Raw genomic sequence first — 16490 nt, forward strand, 5'->3', positions numbered from 1 at the left:
CCGATCACTTGAGCTGGAAGGTCACGGACTGGATGTACTGCTTGCCGGCCTGCGGCTTGCCCGCGTTGGCGGTGGACAGCGGAATCCGGACTTCCGACGGGCTGTCCCGCATGTCCTCCACCGCGGCGTCGATGCGGATTTCATAGCCGGCGTCGATCAGTGCATCCGCCAGATCGGCGGTCACATTGAGCGTACGCCCGGCCCCCACGCTGGCGCCGGTCACGCCATTCAGGCGCTTGGCGTCGCCTGCCGAGAGACGGCTCCAGTCCGACAGGTGCTTGTGGTACTTGGCCTTGCCACCGGCCACCCACAGCGTGCGCACATAGGTGCCCTTGGCATCGGTGAGATAGGCCGCCAGGTAGGCACCGTCGCCGCCGTAGTTCTTGAGCTGGGCCGCCAGCGTGAGCTGACGGCTGTGCGCCAGGGAAGGAAGGGCCAGCGCGCAGGCGGTGGCCAGAATGGACATGAGAGGTTTGGACATGGTGAGGCTCCTGTAGAGATGGCTGGCTTACTGGGTCTGACCGCTCGGCGCGGTGCCGTTGGCTGGCGAAAGCGATGGGTCTGCGGCTCGGTCCGATGGCGGCGGACGGTCCTCGCGTCCTTCGTCACCGCGGCCACGCGCCCCGTCCCGGTCACGCCGGTGGGTGTCCTGCTTCATCTTCAGCACCTTCAAGGTTTCCGGGTCGATCTTGGCCTTGAAGCTGCGTCCCTGCGCATCGGTGCCACGAATCTCATAGCAGCCGTCGTCAATCTTCAGCCTCTGGATCTGCCAACCCTGTGCCGCGGCCATCTGCCGCACGGCCTCACGCGTTTGCCAGCGGTTCAGCGGCGCGTCGCAATCGTCACCGGCCCAGCTGGTCAGGGTGGCCAGCCCCAGGGAAACGGCCAGCACGCCATGGCGCAAAGCGAGGGGGTACTTCATGGGACGCTCCTGAAAAGGGATCGGTCAGCATGCGTTCACCGCATCTGCTGTGGATGCATGGCATTGTTGTACCACCCCCCTGAAGCGGCGCTGAATGGCCCATTCAGGATGCGTTCAGCGACCACCAGCAGGGAGCGGGGCCGGGTGACGTCAGACGGGAGCCCGGTCGGGATGCGAGCGAGCAAACACGAGGCAGAAGGTCGTGCTGCCATGGCTGGAACGGGCCGTCACGGCACCGCCATGGGCCGCCATGATGGCCTGGGTGATCGACAGGCCCAGACCGGCGCCGTCGGAGTCCGGGTGGCTGCGCGATTTGTCCACCCGGAAGAAGCGGTCGAACAGACGCGGCAGTACCTCGGGTGAGATGGTGGGCCCCGTGTTGGTGAGGCACAGCGTGGTGTCCGCACCCTGCTGCTCGATCACCACCGCCACCTCGGCATCGGCCGGTGAATGCCGCAGCGCATTGGACAGCAGGTTGCCGATCGCACGCCGCACCATCAGCCGGTCCCCCATCACCACCGCATGGCCGGTGAGCGACAGCCGGATGTGCTTTTCATCGGCCACCGCGTCGTAGAACTCGAACAGCGCCTGCGTTTCCTGGTCCAGCGATATCGCCTCCCGGTTGGGCAGCTCGATGCCGTGTTCCGTCTTGGCCAGAAACAGCATGTCGGAGACCATGCGGGCCAGCCGCTGGAACTCTTCGGCGTTGGAGGCGAGGATGTCCTGGTAGGCACTCGCGTCCCTTTTCTGGGCCAGCGACACCTGGGTCTGGGTCAGCAGGTTGTTGATGGGGGTGCGCAGTTCGTGCGCCAGGTCGCTGGAGAACTCCTGCAGCCGCGCGAAGTCGGCCTGCAGGCGCTCCAGCATGGTGTTCAGGCTCTGGGCCAGGTCGGCGAACTCCGCCGGCACCGCGTCCACCGGCATGCGCTGGTCCAGCTTCTGGGCCGTGACCGTCATGGCGCGTTCCTTCATGACCCGCAGGGGCGCCAGGCCCCGGCGGGCCGCCCACCAGCCCAGCAGGCCACTGACCAGGATGGCGCCCAGCAGGTACACCGCCAGTGTCTGGCGCAAGCCCTGCAGAAAGTGCGCGTGGTGGGCCGTGTCCAGGGCGATGCGCAGCTGCAGCGCCGTGTGCGGGGCGTCGACCTCGGACGACAATCCTCTCAGCGTTCGAGCGCCCTCGGACCAGTCGACGGGATCGGCGCCGGAGCTTGCGGTGGGCAGGCTGGCAGGAAAGCCGGGGGCCGTCTGGCCGTACACCAGCCGGTCGCCTTGCCGAAGCTCGATGAAGAGGCCGTGGTGGCTGCCCAGCAGTTCGTCCAGCCGGGTGGACAAAACCACCTGGGAAGGGGACTCCCGGACGATCTTCTGGACCAGACCGATCTTGTCCTTCAGGTAGTCGTGGTCCAGTTCAACGAAGTGCCGCTCGGTGGCCAGCGACACCAGCACGCCCATGCCCAACAGCACCGCGGCCGACACCAGCGTGTAGAACGCGGTCAGCCGCGCGGTGAGCGAGAGCCGTCCCGGCATCAGCGCGCGCCCTCGGGCGCTTCCAGCACGTACCCCATGCCCCGGACGGTCTGGATCAGCCGTGGCTCGAAGGGGTCGTCCACCTTGGCCCGCAGGCGGCGCATGGCGACCTCGATCACATTGGTGTCGCTGTCGAAGTTCATGTCCCACACCTGGGACGCAATCAGGGAGCGCGGCAGCACCTCACCCTGCCGGCGCATCAGCAGCTCCAGCAGGCCGAATTCCTTGGCCGTCAGGTCGATGCGCTTGCCGGACCGGCTCACGCGCCGGCGCAGCAGGTCCAGTTCCAGGTCGGCCACCTGCAGGGTGGTGGCCTCCATGCCGGAGCGGCCCCGCCGCAGGATGGTGCGCACCCGCGCCAGCAGCTCGGCGAACGAAAACGGTTTGACCAGGTAGTCGTCTGCCCCCAGTTCCAGTCCCTTGACGCGGTCCTCGACCTGGTCCCGGGCCGTGAGGAAGAGCACCGGCATCTGGCGCCCCTGGGCGCGCAGGCTGCGCAGCACCTGCCACCCGTCCATGCCGGGCAGCATGACGTCCAGGATCAACAGGTCGTGGTCGCCTTGCAGACCGTGGTGCAGGCCGTCCACGCCGTTGGTGACGAGGTCCACCGCATAGCCCGCCTCGCGCAGGCCTTGCCGGAGGTAGTCACCGGCTTTGGGCTCGTCTTCAACGATCAGAATTTTCACGTGTGTTCTCCAGCCCCCAGTGTGCCTGTGCCACGTGCGCCCTGGCCTAAGATGACCATTTTGTAATCCACCCGACAGGAAAGTGTCGGGTAGCCCGCGAAGTGACACTGCAATCCGAGACCGCGCGCCGGGCACTGGTCGGCCTGGCACTGGCCGGGGTGGCCGCTGCCCTGGTGTGGTGGCGCCTGTCCGGCCCATCCGAGGCCCGCCCTGCGGGCCTGCTGCGCCCGGACGATCCAGCCTTGCTCTCGCGGGGTGGGCAGCTCTACCGCGTGCATTGCGCCAGTTGCCACGGAGCCAACCTGCAAGGACAGGCCAACTGGCGCGAGCGCGGCGCCGATGGTCGACTGCCGGCCCCGCCCCACGATGAAACCGGCCACACCTGGCACCACCCCGACGAGGTGCTGTTCGAGATCACCAGAAACGGTGTGGCCCGGGCGGCGGGCCTGCCGGACTACGAGACCAACATGCCCGCCTACGGCGGCACGCTCAGCGACGACGACATCGTGGCCGTTCTGTCCTGGATCAAGTCCCGCTGGACACCCGAGACCCGGCGCCTCCACGACGAGGTCAACCGCCAGGCACCGCAGCGTGCGCCGGGCGGAAGCTGACATTTTTGTCATCTTCGGGTCATGTTGGCGACCCGGGCCGATTCCTACAGTGACCACATGGCATCCCGCCATGCGTCCCGTCATGAAAGGAAATCGACATGCCCCCCTGACCCGAACTCTTCTGATCGTGGCCGTCGCCGGCGCGGCGTTCTCCGCCACAGCGCAGCAGGCTGCCGACCACAACCAGCACCACCCGGCCACACCCGCTGCAGCGGCCACGCCCGCGCCCGCTGCGCCCGCGGCGGCACCCGCCGTGACCCCACCGCAGACAGCGGCCCCCCAGGCCGGCATGTCCATGGGCATGTCGTCCATGCCGCAGATGCGGCAGCGCATGCAGCAGCACATGACGGCCATGCAGTCGCTGCGCACCCGGATGGCGGCCGCCACCACGCCGGCCGAACGGGAGGCCCTGATGGCCGAACACATGAAGGCCATGCAGGAAGGCATGGACATGATGGAAATGATGATGCAGCGCATGCCGCAGGCGCCCGCTGGCGCAGGCGCCCAGTGACCGGTCTGGCGACCAGGTCAAGGCTTGAGGAACCCACATGAACATCCGAAACCATCCCATGCGATTCACCCTGTTGTCCGCCTGCCTCGCCCTGGGCGGGATCTCCGCCGCCCTGGCCGCGCCCAAGGTGTACGTCGCGAATGAAACCGACGGCACGGTCAGCGTGATCGCGACCGACACCCGCCAGACCGTGCGCACCGTCACCGTCGGCGCAGGCGCGCACAACGTCCAGGCCACCGCCGACGGGCAGCGGGTCTGGGTGACCAACAACGGAACGCCGCCCGCCGACGCCGGCCATGCGGCCCACCAGGGCATGTCGGGCGCCGCGCACGCCGCCATGGCCGCCTCCGGCGAGGTCTGGGCCATCGACACCGCCACCGACACGGTGGTGGGCAAGGTGCCGGTCGGCAACCATCCCGCCCACGTGGTGGTGTCCCCGGACGGCCACTGGGTCTATGTGACCAACGGCGGCGACAACACCGTCAGCGTGGTGGACGCCGGGGCGATGAAGGTGGTGGCCACCATCGCCACCGGCGCGTTCCCGCACGGCATCCGGCTGAGCCCGGACGGGCAGCTGGCCTATGTGGCCAACCTCAAGGGCGGCACCGTGTCCGTGATCGACACGGCCAGCCGCAAGGAAGTCGAGAGCATTCCCGTGGGCAAGGGGCCGGCCCAGGTGGGGTTCACCGGCGACGGTCGCCTGGCCTTCGTGTCGCTGTCGCAGGAGAACCAGGTGGCCGTCATCGACCCGCGGACGCGCAAAGTGCTGCGCAAGGTTCCTGTCGGCAACGGCCCCATCCAGCTGTTTGCGACCCCGGACAGCCAGCGCCTGCTGGTGGCGAACCAGGGCAACCGCAAGAACCCCGGACGCACGGTGAGCGTGATCGACTTGACCTCCTTCAAGGTCACGGCCAGCATCCGCACCGGACGGGGTGCGCACGGGGTCGTGGTCGATGCGGACGGTCGGCAGGCCTATGTGAGCAACCTGTACGACAACACGGTCACTGTGATCGACCTGGTCGCGCACAAGCCGGTCGCCACCGTGCCGGTGGGGGCCGGCCCCAACGGCATCAGCGTGACCCCATAGGAGCAGGCCCATGCATGCGCCGCACCACCACCATCACCCAGCCGCCCATTCGCAGGCGGCGGCGCCTGCGGCGCCCCTGCCGGCGGGCACGGTCTACACCTGCCCGATGCACCCCGAGATCCGCCAGCCGAACCCGGGCAACTGTCCCAAGTGCGGCATGACGCTGGAGCCGGTGATGCCGGAGGCCGAGGAACAGGACAACCCGGAACTCGCGGACTTCCAGCGCCGGTTCTGGGCCACCTTGCCGCTCACGGTGGTGGTTGCGGTGCTGGCGATGGCGGGGCACCGCCTGGGCTGGTTCGACATGGCGGTGCAGAGCTGGATCGAACTGGTGTTGTCGGTGCCCATCGTCCTGTGGGCGGGCTGGCCCTTCTTCATGCGGGCCTGGCAGTCGGTGGTGCACCGAAGCCCCAACATGTGGACCCTGATCGGCCTGGGCACCGGGGCCGCGTTCGTCTACAGCGTCGCAGCCACAGTCGCACCGCAGGCCTTCCCTGCCTCGTTCCAGTCCATGGGGCGGGTGGCGGTGTACTTCGAAGCGGCGGCGGTGATCATCTCGCTCACGCTGCTGGGGCAGGTGCTGGAGCTCAAGGCCCGCTCCCAGACCTCGGCCGCCATCCGTTCCCTGCTGGGGCTGGCACCCAAGACCGCGCGCCGCATCGGCGTTGACGGGAGCGAAGAGGACGTGCCGCTGGCGCATGTGCACGTCGGCGACCTGCTGCGGGTGCGCCCGGGCGAAAAGGTGCCGGTGGACGGCGTGGTGGTGGAGGGCCGCAGCGCCGTCGACGAATCCATGCTCACCGGCGAACCGCTGCCGGTCGGCAAACAGGTGGGCGACCCGCTGATCGGCGCCACGCTCAACACCAGCGGGGCGCTGGTGATGCGGTCGGAGCGCGTGGGATCGGCCACCGTGCTGTCCCAGATCGTGCAGATGGTGGCCATGGCCCAGCGCTCCCGGGCGCCCATGCAGCGCATGGCAGACCAGGTGGCGGGCACCTTCGTGGTGGCGGTGGTCGGCATCGCGGTGCTCACCTTCCTGGGCTGGGGCTGGCTGGGCCCGGAGCCGAGCTGGGTCTACGCGCTGATCAATGCGGTGGCGGTGCTCATCATCGCCTGCCCCTGTGCGCTGGGTCTGGCCACACCGATGTCGATCATGGTGGCCACCGGCCGCGGCGCCGGCCACGGCGTGCTGTTCCGCGACGCCGCCGCCATCGAGAACCTGCGCAAGGTCGACACCCTGATCGTGGACAAGACCGGCACCCTGACGGAAGGCAAGCCCAGGTTCGAGCGCGCCTTGGGCGTGGCGGGCCACTCCGACACCGAGGTGTTGCGGCTGGCGGCCAGCCTGGACCAGGGCAGCGAACACCCCCTGGCAGCGGCCATCGTGGCAGCGGCCAGGCAGCAGGGGCTGGTGCTGGAAAAGCCTGCGCAGTTCGACTCGGCGTCGGGCATTGGCGTGCACGGGGTGCTGGGCGGGCGGGTGCTGGCACTGGGCAACACGGTCCTGATGGACCAGCAGGGTGTGGACACCACGGAGCTCTCGAACGAGGCCGAGTTGCTGCGCGGTCAGGGTGCGAGCGTGATGTACCTGGCCGTGGACCGGCAACTGGCGGGCCTGCTGGCGGTGTCCGACCCGGTCAAGCCGACCACCGCCGAGGCCCTGGCGTCGCTGCGCCGCGCGCACATCCGCGTGGTGATGGCCACCGGCGATGGCCTGACCACGGCGCACGCGGTGGGCCAGCGCCTGGGCATCGACGAGGTGCACGGCGAGGTGCAGCCGGCCGACAAGCTCCGGCTCGTGGAACGGTTGCAGGCCGAGGGCCGCGTGGTGGCCATGGCGGGGGACGGCATCAACGACGCCCCGGCACTGGCGCGCGCCGATGTGGGTATCGCCATGGGCACCGGCACCGACGTGGCGATGAACAGCGCCCAGCTCACGCTGGTGAAGGGGGATCTGCGCGGCATCGCCACCGCGCGCGAACTCTCGGTGGCCACCGTGGCCAACATGAAACAGAACCTGGGCTTCGCCTTCGTCTACAACGCGCTGGGCATTCCGTTGGCCGCCGGGCTGCTGTATCCGTTCACCGGCTGGCTGCTCTCGCCGATGATCGCCGCGCTGGCCATGAGCCTGAGCTCGGTGTCCGTCATCGGCAATGCGCTGCGCCTGCGGAGCCAGTAGACACCTCGATGCGCGGATAGAAGTCGCGGTTCTCGCGCTGCATGCGCTCGTGCACCATGCGCAGCACGCGGTTGGCATCGTCGCGGAAGCCCTGCTCGTCGCTGCGAACGCTCTCGGGCCGGTTCCAGCGACGGGCGAAGGCGTCGTAGGCCTGGGCAATCGGGCCCATGTCCTCCTGGTACTGCTGGCCCATGCGCGCCAGCTCGGGGTTGCCTCCACGCCGCAGGGCCGGGTACAGCGCCTGGTCTTCGACGGCCAGGTGCAGCTTGATGGTGGAGCTCATGCTGACGACGAGCCTTGCGATGTCGGCGGCGTTCTGCGCCACCCCCGCCTGCGCGAGCGTCCGAAGGGCCGATATGGCGCCGATGATGTCCTGGTGCTGGTGTTTGAGTTTGTCGATGTTCATGGAAGGCTCCGTGGAATAACAGGTGTTGCTTTGCCCGTGGGCTTTCGAAGGCTTCGGGGCGCCGCCACCGGCACAGCCGTCGCGGTGCCCCGCGGCGATGCGGGCGCCACGAGGTCGGCCAGGGTCGTGCCATCGAGTTCCCTGAGGTAGGCCCCCAGCGCGGCGTTGAACAAGCCCTTCAGGCGGCAGGTCGGTGACAGCGTGCACTGGTTGGAACCCGGGTCGAAACACTCGACCAGGCGGAAGTCGGTCTCCGAGGCGCGCACCACATCCCCGATGCGCACCGTGGCCGGATCTTTCAGCAGGCGCAGTCCGCCACCGCGACCGCGCGTGGTTTCCAGCACGCCCTGTCGACCGAGGTCGGTGACGATCTTCATCAGGTGGTTTCTGGACACCCTGTGGTGTTCGGCCAGCTCGCTGATGGTCACCATCTGGTGCGGGCGGGCCGCGCAATACATCAGCACGCGCAAGGTGTAGTCGGTGTACTCGGCAAGTCGCATGGAAGCCCCTAAAGAGGTACCAAGTATATTTCTTTAAAGGCCGTTTGGGTTTAATATTCATTTCACATGCTTCTTATGAGGTCTTTGCAGCGGCCCGACAGCTTCTGCAACGTCCCCCCACCATGACCACCCTGCCCTTGCACGCATCCCCGTCCGAACCTCCTGCCGCGCCACAGCCTCGGGGCTGGCCGCTGCTGAGGCTCGGATTCCGGCCCTTCTACCTGGGCGCTGCGGTGTTCGCGCTGCTCGCGATCCCGCTGTGGGTGGCGCTGTTCCTGGGCCAGTGGAACCTCACGATGGCGCTGCCCCCGCTGCTGTGGCACGCGCACGACATGCTGTTCGGCTTTGCGATCGCGGTCATCCTGGGCTTCCTGCTGACCGCGGTCAAAGCCTGGACCGGGCTGGCCACGCCGCGCGGCGCCTTCCTGGGTGCCCTGGCCCTGTTGTGGCTGGCGGCCCGGGTGGCCGCCGTGACCGGGCCCTACACGCTGTATGCCGTGCTGGACCTGGCGCTGCTGCCCCTGGTGGCCGCGGTGCTCACCCGCCTGCTGCTGCGCGCGCGCAACCGGCGCAACCTGCCGCTGGCGGGCATGCTGATGCTGCTCGCGCTGGCCAACGGCGTCTTTCACCTGGGCGTGACCGGTGTCCTGGAGATTTCTCCGCTGGTCCCTCTGCACGCCGCACTGGCGCTGATCGTGATGATCGAGTGCGTGATCGCGGGCCGGGTGATTCCGGCCTTCACCATGAGCGCGACGCCGGGTCTGAAACTCCAGGTGCGCGCACCGGTGGAGCGCGCCGCGATGGCGCTCACCGCGCTGGGCTTGCTGCTGTGGGTTTTCGCACCCGCCGCCGCAGGCTGGAACCTGGTCGGTGGCCTGGCCCTTCTGTTCGCTGCGCTGGCCCAGGTGGTGCGGCTGCTGCAGTGGCGGCCTGCGATCACAAGGCACCGCCCGATCCTCTGGATCCTGCACCTGTCGCACGCCTGGATCCCCTTCGGGCTGGCCTTGCTGGCAGCGGCCCGGTTCGGCTGGATCGGCGTGTCGGCCGGCGTGCATGCGCTGGCCATCGGAGCCACCGCCGGTCTCATCATCGGCATGATCACCCGCACCGCCCGCGGCCACACCGGGCGCGCACTGCAGGTGTCCCGCCCGGAGACCACGGCCTATGTGCTCGTCATGTTGGCGGCCGCCGTCCGCGTGCTGCTGCCGCTGGCCCTGCCGACGTGGCTGCCCATGGCCCTGGTGCTGTCTGCCGCCGGCTGGTCGGTGGCGTTTGCGATCTACCTCTTTATCTACACGCCCTGGCTGCTCAAGACGCGCTTCGACGGCAAGGACGGCTGACGCGCTTTCTCAACCCTTCCCTCTTCAACCACTCAAGGAACTGCTCATGAACACCATCACCGCTCCCACCCCCACCGTCGACCTGCGCAGCATTGCGCCGCGCGAACGCCACTCGCTGGTGTTCTCCACCTTCAAGGCCCTGCCACCCGGCGCGGCCATGGAGCTCATCAACGACCACAACCCGCAGCCGCTGCGCGGGCAGTTCGAGAGCGGCCTCTATGGCGCCTTCAGCTGGACCATGCTGGAAAGCGGCCCTGAACAGTGGCGCGTGCAGATCGCCAAACCGGCCGACAGCCAGCCTGTGCACGGGGTGGATTCCTGCTGCGGCTCGTGCGGCGGCTGACCGGGAGCCAACCATGACCTTTGTGGTGACCGAATCGTGCATCCGGTGCAAGTACACCGACTGCGTCGATGTCTGTCCGGTGGACGCATTCCGGGAAGGACCGAACTTCCTGGTGATCGATCCCAACGACTGCATCGACTGCGCGGTCTGTGTCCCGGAGTGCCCTGTCTCGGCGATCTACGCCGAAGAAGACGTTCCCAACGACCAGCGGGACTTCACACCGCTCAACGCCGAGCTGGCGCGCGTGTGGAAGCCGATCACACGGACCAAGCCGGCGCTGCCCGACGCCGACACCTGGAGCACGGTCCAGGACAAACGCGACCAGCTCGAACGCTGAATCCGCCCGGCCCGGATGGGCGGGCTCTGTGCCCGCGATCCGGGCCGGGCTGTGTCACAAGCCCAGTGACAGCATCGCGGCTTCGGACATGCGGGAGCGGTCCCAGGGCGGATCGAACACGAACTCCAGGTCGACATCGGCCACCTGGGGCAAGGCCAGCAGCTTTTCGTGGATCTCGTCCACCAGCATGTCGCCCATGCCGCAGCCGGGCGCCGTCAAGGTCATCCTGATCGACACCTTGAACCCGTCGCCGTCCGTTGGCAGCACGTCGCACCCATAGACCAGACCGAGCTCGACGATGTCGACCGGAATCTCCGGGTCGTAGCAGGTCTTGAGCGTCTGCCAGACCTGTGCCCGCACACCCTCAGACCCCTCCACGTCCGCCAGCACCGGCGCCACAGGCACCGGCTTGCCGATGGCGTCGGCATCGGCACCCGCCAGGCGCATCAGCTGGCCGTCCACCAGCAGGGTGAACGCCGCGCCCAGCGCCTGGGTGATCTGCACCAGTGTGCCGGCCGTCAGTTCCGCGGGGGTTCCGTCGGGCACGCAGGTCACCGCCACCGTGCGCGTGACCACCGCCCGTTCGCGGGGCGCGCTCATGGCGTGGCCTCCGGCGCGTTGCTGGCGCTGCCGGCCTCGGCGCCCAGCGCGTGCATCAGGGCGTGCCAGCCCAGCAGCGCGCACTTGATGCGGCCGGGGTAGTGGCGCACGCCCGCCAGGCTGACCAGCTTGCCCAGGTGCGCCTCTTCGGGCGCCATCTGGCCCGTGAGCACGGCCCGAAAGCGCGCCTGCAGGGCCTGGGCCTGCGCCACCTCCTGCCCCAGAACCGCCTCGGTCATCATGGAAGCGGACGCGATGCAGATCGCGCAGCCCTGGCCCTGGAAGCGGATGTCGCCCACCCGCCCGTTGTCGACCACCAGGGCCACCTGCAGGTCGTCACCACATTGCGGGTTCTGGCCGCGCGCCTGGTGGGTCGGCGCGGCCAGCGGGCCAAAGTGGCGCGGCGCGCGCTTGTGGTCCATCACCACCTCCTGGTAGAGGTCGAGTTCGGCGGCGGTTTCTGAAGTCATTGCAACACCTTCATGGCGTGCGCGACGCCGGCGAGCAGACGCTCCACCTCGGCGTGCGTGTTGTAGAGCGCGAACGAGGCGCGCGTGGTGGGCCCCAGGCCCAGGTGTTCGAGCAGCGGCTGGGCACAGTGGTGGCCGGTGCGCACGGCGATGCCGCGCTGGTCCAGCAAGGTGCCGATGTCGTGCGGGTGCACGCCGTCGGCGACGAACGAGACGATGGCCGATGCGCGGCTGTGGGCCGACAGCACCGTGATGCCGGGCAGCTCGGCCAGACCCGCCACCGCGTGTTCGCGCAGCGCGTTCAGGTGGGCGTCGATGCGATCACGCCCGACCCCGTCGATGAAGCCCGCCGCAGCGGCCATGCCGATCGCTCCCGCCACGTTGGGCGTGCCGCCTTCCAGCCGCGCCGGCAGTTCGGCAAAGCTGGCTTCGGTGGCACTGGCCCAGGCCACCATGTCTCCGCCGTAGCGCAGGGGCTCCAGGCGTTCCAGCGCGGCTCGCCGGCCCACCAATGCGCCGGTGCCCATGGGCCCGTACATCTTGTGGCCCGAGAAGGCCATGAAGTCGCAGGCCAGCGACGACAGGTCGGGCCCGCCGTGGGCCACGGCCTGGGCCGCGTCGAGCACGGTCAGCGCGCCCGCGCCGGCGGCGAGCTGGAGCAAGTCCTCGTAGGGCGGCCGCTCACCGGTGGCGTTGGCGCAGGCGGTGAGCGCCAGCACGCGGGTGCGGGGGTTGAGCAGGCGGCGCAGGTCGGCGGCGTGCAGCCGTCCCTGGGCATCGGGCCGCAGCACGCGCAGCGCGGCCCCGGTGCGCCGCGCCGCCTGCTGCCAGGGCACGAGGTTGGCGTGGTGTTCCAGGCCGCTGACCACGATCTCGTCGCCCGCCTGCAGCCAGGCCGACCGCATGCCGCGGGTGGAGAGCCCATGGGCCACCATGTTCAGCGCATCGGTGGTGCCCGAGGTGAACACCAGCTCGTGGTCTGCGCCCGCGCCGACGAAGCGTTTGAGCGTGCTGCGCGCGTGCTCGAACGCATCGGTGGCGCGCTGGCTCAGCACGTGCACGCCGCGGTGGATGTTGGCCCGGTCGTGCTGCTCGAAGGCGCGCATCGCGTCCTGCACCGGCAGGGCCATCTGGGTGGTGGCCGCGTTGTCGAGGTAGGCCAGCTCCGCGCCGTGGATGCGCTGCGCGAGCACCGGGAACTGCGTGCGCACGGTATCGGGCGCGAGAGGATCGATCAAAAAGGCGTCACCCATGTGCGGCCTCCGGCTGGGCCATGGGGGCGGCGGGGTCGCCACCCAGGTGCTGGGCCACCACCTCGCGCAGCAGGCCCGCGAGGCCCAGCGACTCGATGACCTGGGGATCGCCCAACGCCCGCGAGAGCAAGGCCGTGGCCATGCCTTCGATGATGAGCCCGCGCGCGCTGCGTTCGTCCAGGCCGCGCTGGCGCGCATAGAACAGCGCGTCCTCCGGCAAGGCGCCCCAGGTGGCGCCGTGGGCCGCCTGCACCTGGTCGTGGTGGATCTCCAGGTGCGGCCGCAACACCAGCCGGGGCTGGCCGCCGGTGGGCACGCCCGTCAGCCGCTGCCGCACCTCGGCGTCGGCGGCATGGGGGGCGATGCGGGTGTGGGCGTTGACCACTGCGCGCGCCGCGCCACTGGCCAGCGCCAGCGTCTCGATGGTGCTGTGGGTGCGCTCGCCGGTGTGCAGCATGCGCACCTGTTGTTCGACGTTGGCGGCGGCCGCCAGCAGCAGGCCCGCACTGTGGGCCTGGGCACGCTCGCCCGCCAGCCCAACTTCCTGGCGTTGCAGGTGGTAGCGGCCACCGGTGGCGATCAGACCCTGTTCGTAGCGCGCGCCCTGCCCCAGCTGCAGCTGCAGATGGTGGGCAACCTGGTCGGCGGCGCCGGGGCGCACGCTGCGCAGGTGCTGCAGCGTGGCGCCCGCGCCCAGGCGGATGTGGGCGTGCAGGTTCTGCACCACCGGCTGTTCGCAGGCCACCGGTTCACGGTGATGGGTTTCCACCAGCACGCAGTGCACGCCCTCCTGCACATCGATCACCAGCATCGGCGCTTCGACCGCGCTGCGTGGCTGGTGCCTCAGCTGTATCCACACCGTCTCGGCCGCACCGCGGCTGTTGGCGTGTTCACCGCCAATGCGCAGCCGCAAGCCGCGACGGCACAGCGCGCGATGCACCCAGGTGAACGGCGCGGCGTCGTGCTGGGCGATGGTGTCGGGGGCCATCGCGCCATCGGGGTGGGTCGGCAGCGGCAGACCGGCGAACAGCTCCTGGCGCTGCGCCGGGTCGGCGGCGTCCAGCCAGCGGGCATCCACGCGACCTTGCGGCGTGTCGCCCAGCGGGTGCAGTGTCCAGCCGGCGCCGCTCAGCGGGTGGGCGTCGCAGGGGGTCGATGTGGCTTCGGGCGCCTCGCCCAGCCAGACGGCGGCCGGGGGTGGCGGCAGATGGCGAAACGCATCGGCGTTGCGGGGAACCCAGCCGGCGTCTTCCAGTCGGTGGCGGGCGGCCAGGATGTCGGCGCGTGCGGTGTCCATGCTCAGACCTCCAGCGCGTCGGCCGTGCGCGTGAACCCGGTCCGCTCGATCTGGCGGGCCAGTTCCAGGTCGCCGGTCTCGGCGATGCAGCCCTGGTCCAGCCGCAGCACCGCGTCGGGCTGCAGCGACTCGATCAGGTGCAGGTAGTGCGACACCACCACGAAGGCCGTGCCCTGCGCCCGCAGCGACTGCACCAGCTCCACCACCGCGCGGGTGCCATCCACGTCCATGCCCGAGTCGATCTCGTCGAGCAGCGCCAGGCGCGGCCGCAGCAGGGCCAGTTGCAGCAGTTCGTTGCGCTTGCGCTCGCCACCCGAAAAACCGTCGTTGACGGGGCGCGCCAGCATCGCCTCGGGCAGGCCCAGACGGGTGGCCGTGGCCCGCGCATCGCCCAGGAAATCGAAGGCATCCAGCGGTGCTTCGCCGCGCGCCTCGCGCACGGCGTTGAGGGCCGTGCGGATGAACAGGTTGTTCTTCACGCCCGGGATCTCGGGCGGTGCCTGGAACGAAACGAACAGCCCGGCGCGGGCGCGCGCCTCGGGGCTCATGGCCAGCAGGTCCTGGCCCGCAAAGCGGGCTTCGCCGCCGACCACGCGGTAGCGCGGATGGCCGGCCAGCGTCAGGCCCAGTGTGCTCTTGCCGCTGCCGTTGGCGCCCATGAGCACCACCAGCGCACCGGCGGGGACATCGAGCGAGATCGACTTCAACACGTGGCGGCCGCCAACGTCAACGCGCAGATCGCGCACCTGCAACAGGGGTTCGGCATGGGTCATGGTGGTTCTCTCCTGGGAAATCGGGGGGTGGGGCTCAGCCGACGGCGCCTTCGAGCGAGACGGCCAGCAGCGCCTTGGCTTCGAGCGCGAACTCCATCGGCAGCTCGTCCAGCACCGCCTGGCAGAAGCCGCCGACGATGAGGGCGGTGGCGTCCTGTGGATGGATGCCGCGCTGCTGGCAATAGAACAGGCGCTCTTCGGAAATGCGGGTGGTGGTCGCCTCGTGTTCCACCATGGCGTCGTCGCGCGCGGCCTCGATGTACGGGAAGGTGTGGGCTCCGCAGTCCGGGCCGATGAGCAGCGAGTCGCACTGCGTGTGGTTGTGGGCACCGCTCGCGGTGGGCGCCACGCGCACCAGGCCGCGGTAGCTGTTCTGGGCGTGCCCCGCGCTGATGCCTTTGGAGACGATGCGGCTCTTGGTGTTGCGGCCCAGATGGATCATCTTGGTGCCGGTGTCGGCCTGCTGGAAATGGTTGCTCACGGCGATCGAATGGAACTCGCCGCGCGAATCGTCGCCGCGCAGCACCACGCTCGGGTACTTCCAGGTGATGGCCGAACCGGTCTCGATCTGTGTCCAGGCAATGTGCGAGCGCTGGCCCGCACACAGACCGCGCTTGGTGACGAAGTTGTAGATGCCGCCGCGGCCCTGTTCGTCGCCGGGGTACCAGTTCTGCACCGTCGAATACTTGATGTGAGCATCGTCGTGCGCCACCAGCTCGACCACCGCCGCGTGCAGCTGGTGCTGGTCGCGCTGCGGTGCGGTGCAGCCTTCGAGGTAGCTCACATGGCTGCCCTCTTCGGCAATGATCAGCGTGCGCTCGAACTGGCCGGTGTTGGCGGCGTTGATGCGGAAGTACGACGACAGCTCCATCGGGCAGCGCACGCCCTTGGGGATGTAGACGAAGGAGCCGTCGGAAAACACCGCCGAATTCAGTGCCGCATAGAAGTTGTCGCCCGGTGGCACCACGGTGCCGAGGTAGCGTTCGATCAGTTCGGGGTGGTGTTGCACCGCGTGCGAGAACGAACAGAAGATCACGCCGACTTCGGCCAGCTGTTCGCGGAAGGTGGTGCCCACGGACACCGAGTCGAACACCGCGTCCACCGCCACCCCAGCCAGCCGGGCCCGTTCGTGCAGCGGCACACCAAGTTTTTCGTAGGTCTCCAGCAGCTTGGGGTCGACCTCGGCCAGGCTCTTGGGGCCGTCTTTCTGGGACTTTGGCGCCGAGTAGTAGCTCAGCGCTTGAAAGTCCACGGGCTCGATGCGCAGCTGGCCCCAGTGCGGATGCTCCATGGTCTGCCAGCGCTCCAGTGCCGCCAGGCGCCATTGCAGCAGGAACTCGGGTTCGCGCTTGCGGCGCGAGATGGCGCGCACGGTGTCGGCGTCCAGCCCCGGTGGCAGCGAGTCGGTCTCCACGTCGGTGACGAAGCCGTGCTGGTAGGGCTGATGCAACGCCTGGGTCAGCGGCGGTGCCTGTTCAACGGTGGTCATGGTGGGGCTCCTGCGGCGATGGGTGCAGATTCGATGCGCCACCGAAGTGGTTTTGGTGTTGATCTGCAGCCTCTTTTAAAGATTCATATGATATGCATCTTTAATGCCGATGACCACAAAAAGCGGCGTTGACCGCTTGTCTGCCAGGGTCATTGC

General features: G+C 69.0%; 19 protein-coding genes. 7 read left to right on the forward strand and 12 right to left on the reverse strand.

Annotated elements, in window-relative coordinates; genetic code table 11:
• Positions 1 to 4: 4 nt before the first annotated feature.
• The 4 genes from HPS01S_RS04660 to HPS01S_RS04675 all read right to left on the reverse strand — a co-directional run bounded on the left by HPS01S_RS04660 (position 5) and on the right by HPS01S_RS04675 (position 3138).
• A complete protein-coding gene (locus HPS01S_RS04660; protein ID WP_066151703.1) occupies positions 5 to 481 on the reverse strand; it encodes a DUF2271 domain-containing protein in 477 nt (158 codons plus the stop codon).
• 27 nt (positions 482 to 508) lie between these two features.
• Positions 509 to 922, reverse strand: coding sequence for a PepSY domain-containing protein (locus HPS01S_RS04665; protein WP_066151705.1), 414 nt, complete (start codon positions 920 to 922; stop codon positions 509 to 511).
• Between the two features lie 150 nt (positions 923 to 1072).
• Complete coding sequence (locus tag HPS01S_RS04670; RefSeq protein WP_066151707.1) at positions 1073 to 2452, reverse strand: heavy metal sensor histidine kinase; 1380 nt, start codon at positions 2450 to 2452, stop codon at positions 1073 to 1075.
• A complete protein-coding gene (locus tag HPS01S_RS04675; RefSeq protein WP_066151709.1) occupies positions 2452 to 3138 on the reverse strand; it encodes a heavy metal response regulator transcription factor in 687 nt (228 codons plus the stop codon). The genes HPS01S_RS04670 and HPS01S_RS04675 overlap by 1 nt, the downstream gene beginning before the upstream one ends.
• A gap of 101 nt (positions 3139 to 3239) precedes the next feature.
• On the opposite strand from HPS01S_RS04675, the gene HPS01S_RS04680 reads away from it, so the two are divergent.
• From HPS01S_RS04680 to HPS01S_RS04695, 4 genes are all read left to right on the forward strand, one after another.
• Positions 3240 to 3749, forward strand: a complete 510-nt coding sequence (locus tag HPS01S_RS04680; protein WP_255284151.1) for a c-type cytochrome — start codon at positions 3240 to 3242, stop codon at positions 3747 to 3749.
• An 82-nt stretch (positions 3750 to 3831) separates the two neighbouring features.
• Entirely contained in the window at positions 3832 to 4260 is a 429-nt protein-coding gene (locus HPS01S_RS04685) for a hypothetical protein (protein WP_157576089.1), read from the forward strand.
• Between the two features lie 37 nt (positions 4261 to 4297).
• Positions 4298 to 5347 carry a YVTN family beta-propeller repeat protein gene (locus HPS01S_RS04690; RefSeq protein ID WP_066151713.1) on the forward strand — a complete coding sequence of 350 codons (1050 nt, stop codon included), beginning with the start codon at positions 4298 to 4300 and terminating at the stop codon, positions 5345 to 5347.
• Positions 5348 to 5357: 10 nt separating this feature from the next.
• Complete coding sequence (locus HPS01S_RS04695) at positions 5358 to 7526, forward strand: copper-transporting P-type ATPase (protein ID WP_066151715.1); 2169 nt, start codon at positions 5358 to 5360, stop codon at positions 7524 to 7526.
• Here HPS01S_RS04695 and HPS01S_RS04700 read toward each other — a convergent pair.
• Positions 7492 to 7932 (reverse strand): hemerythrin domain-containing protein, encoded by a 441-nt coding sequence (locus HPS01S_RS04700; protein WP_066151717.1) that lies wholly within the window; start codon positions 7930 to 7932, stop codon positions 7492 to 7494. The genes HPS01S_RS04695 and HPS01S_RS04700 overlap by 35 nt on opposite strands.
• The gene (locus HPS01S_RS04705; RefSeq protein WP_066151719.1) at positions 7929 to 8432 is read right to left on the reverse strand and encodes an Rrf2 family transcriptional regulator; all 504 of its coding nucleotides are present in this window, start codon (positions 8430 to 8432) and stop codon (positions 7929 to 7931) included. Before HPS01S_RS04705 ends, HPS01S_RS04700 begins: the two co-directional genes overlap by 4 nt.
• 122 nt (positions 8433 to 8554) lie before the next feature.
• Between HPS01S_RS04705 and HPS01S_RS04710 the strand changes: the two genes are divergently transcribed.
• Genes HPS01S_RS04710 through fdxA form a run of 3 tightly spaced genes read left to right on the forward strand, consistent with a single transcriptional unit; the run spans position 8555 to position 10452 of the window.
• Positions 8555 to 9772 (forward strand): NnrS family protein, encoded by a 1218-nt coding sequence (locus tag HPS01S_RS04710; RefSeq protein WP_066151721.1) that lies wholly within the window; start codon positions 8555 to 8557, stop codon positions 9770 to 9772.
• 46 nt (positions 9773 to 9818) lie between these two features.
• Positions 9819 to 10115 (forward strand): DUF2249 domain-containing protein, encoded by a 297-nt coding sequence (locus HPS01S_RS04715; RefSeq protein ID WP_066151723.1) that lies wholly within the window; start codon positions 9819 to 9821, stop codon positions 10113 to 10115.
• Positions 10116 to 10128: 13 nt separating this feature from the next.
• Positions 10129 to 10452, forward strand: a complete 324-nt coding sequence (gene fdxA / locus HPS01S_RS04720; protein WP_066151725.1) for a ferredoxin FdxA — start codon at positions 10129 to 10131, stop codon at positions 10450 to 10452.
• A 54-nt stretch (positions 10453 to 10506) separates the two neighbouring features.
• Here the strand turns inward: fdxA and sufT are convergent, their stop codons facing one another.
• From sufT to sufB, 6 genes are read right to left on the reverse strand one after another with little or no spacing between them, the layout of a single operon-like run.
• Positions 10507 to 11052, reverse strand: coding sequence for a putative Fe-S cluster assembly protein SufT (gene sufT, locus HPS01S_RS04725; RefSeq protein WP_066151727.1), 546 nt, complete (start codon positions 11050 to 11052; stop codon positions 10507 to 10509).
• The gene (sufU, locus tag HPS01S_RS04730; RefSeq protein WP_066151729.1) at positions 11049 to 11522 is read right to left on the reverse strand and encodes a Fe-S cluster assembly sulfur transfer protein SufU; all 474 of its coding nucleotides are present in this window, start codon (positions 11520 to 11522) and stop codon (positions 11049 to 11051) included. Before sufU ends, sufT begins: the two co-directional genes overlap by 4 nt.
• Complete coding sequence (locus HPS01S_RS04735; RefSeq protein WP_066151732.1) at positions 11519 to 12775, reverse strand: aminotransferase class V-fold PLP-dependent enzyme; 1257 nt, start codon at positions 12773 to 12775, stop codon at positions 11519 to 11521. Before HPS01S_RS04735 ends, sufU begins: the two co-directional genes overlap by 4 nt.
• Positions 12768 to 14072, reverse strand: coding sequence for a SufD family Fe-S cluster assembly protein (locus tag HPS01S_RS04740; RefSeq protein WP_066151734.1), 1305 nt, complete (start codon positions 14070 to 14072; stop codon positions 12768 to 12770). Before HPS01S_RS04740 ends, HPS01S_RS04735 begins: the two co-directional genes overlap by 8 nt.
• Before the next feature lie 2 nt (positions 14073 to 14074).
• Entirely contained in the window at positions 14075 to 14845 is a 771-nt protein-coding gene (gene sufC, locus HPS01S_RS04745; protein WP_066151736.1) for a Fe-S cluster assembly ATPase SufC, read from the reverse strand.
• 34 nt (positions 14846 to 14879) lie between these two features.
• The gene (gene sufB, locus HPS01S_RS04750) at positions 14880 to 16334 is read right to left on the reverse strand and encodes a Fe-S cluster assembly protein SufB (protein ID WP_066151738.1); all 1455 of its coding nucleotides are present in this window, start codon (positions 16332 to 16334) and stop codon (positions 14880 to 14882) included.
• Positions 16335 to 16490 lie beyond the last annotated feature (156 nt).

This window comes from Hydrogenophaga pseudoflava NBRC 102511 (assembly GCF_001592285.1).
Lineage (GTDB): Bacteria > Pseudomonadota > Gammaproteobacteria > Burkholderiales > Burkholderiaceae_C > Hydrogenophaga > Hydrogenophaga pseudoflava.

Excerpts from the sequence above, each read along its gene's own strand:
- HPS01S_RS04685 (WP_157576089.1), top strand. The coding sequence starts at position 3,832 with ATGAAAGGAAATCGACATGCCCCCCTGACCCGAACTCTTCTGATCGTG.
- HPS01S_RS04670 (WP_066151707.1), bottom strand. The coding sequence starts at position 2,452 with ATGCCGGGACGGCTCTCGCTCACCGCGCGGCTGACCGCGTTCTACACG.
- HPS01S_RS04690 (WP_066151713.1), top strand. The coding sequence starts at position 4,298 with ATGAACATCCGAAACCATCCCATGCGATTCACCCTGTTGTCCGCCTGC.
- HPS01S_RS04700 (WP_066151717.1), bottom strand. The coding sequence starts at position 7,932 with ATGAACATCGACAAACTCAAACACCAGCACCAGGACATCATCGGCGCC.
- HPS01S_RS04710 (WP_066151721.1), top strand. The coding sequence starts at position 8,555 with ATGACCACCCTGCCCTTGCACGCATCCCCGTCCGAACCTCCTGCCGCG.
- sufU (WP_066151729.1), bottom strand. The coding sequence starts at position 11,522 with ATGACTTCAGAAACCGCCGCCGAACTCGACCTCTACCAGGAGGTGGTG.
- HPS01S_RS04735 (WP_066151732.1), bottom strand. The coding sequence starts at position 12,775 with ATGGGTGACGCCTTTTTGATCGATCCTCTCGCGCCCGATACCGTGCGC.
- HPS01S_RS04660 (WP_066151703.1), bottom strand. The coding sequence starts at position 481 with ATGTCCAAACCTCTCATGTCCATTCTGGCCACCGCCTGCGCGCTGGCC.
- HPS01S_RS04705 (WP_066151719.1), bottom strand. The coding sequence starts at position 8,432 with ATGCGACTTGCCGAGTACACCGACTACACCTTGCGCGTGCTGATGTAT.
- sufC (WP_066151736.1), bottom strand. The coding sequence starts at position 14,845 with ATGACCCATGCCGAACCCCTGTTGCAGGTGCGCGATCTGCGCGTTGAC.
- sufT (WP_066151727.1), bottom strand. The coding sequence starts at position 11,052 with ATGAGCGCGCCCCGCGAACGGGCGGTGGTCACGCGCACGGTGGCGGTG.
- HPS01S_RS04715 (WP_066151723.1), top strand. The coding sequence starts at position 9,819 with ATGAACACCATCACCGCTCCCACCCCCACCGTCGACCTGCGCAGCATT.
- HPS01S_RS04665 (WP_066151705.1), bottom strand. The coding sequence starts at position 922 with ATGAAGTACCCCCTCGCTTTGCGCCATGGCGTGCTGGCCGTTTCCCTG.
- HPS01S_RS04695 (WP_066151715.1), top strand. The coding sequence starts at position 5,358 with ATGCATGCGCCGCACCACCACCATCACCCAGCCGCCCATTCGCAGGCG.
- HPS01S_RS04740 (WP_066151734.1), bottom strand. The coding sequence starts at position 14,072 with ATGGACACCGCACGCGCCGACATCCTGGCCGCCCGCCACCGACTGGAA.
- fdxA (WP_066151725.1), top strand. The coding sequence starts at position 10,129 with ATGACCTTTGTGGTGACCGAATCGTGCATCCGGTGCAAGTACACCGAC.
- sufB (WP_066151738.1), bottom strand. The coding sequence starts at position 16,334 with ATGACCACCGTTGAACAGGCACCGCCGCTGACCCAGGCGTTGCATCAG.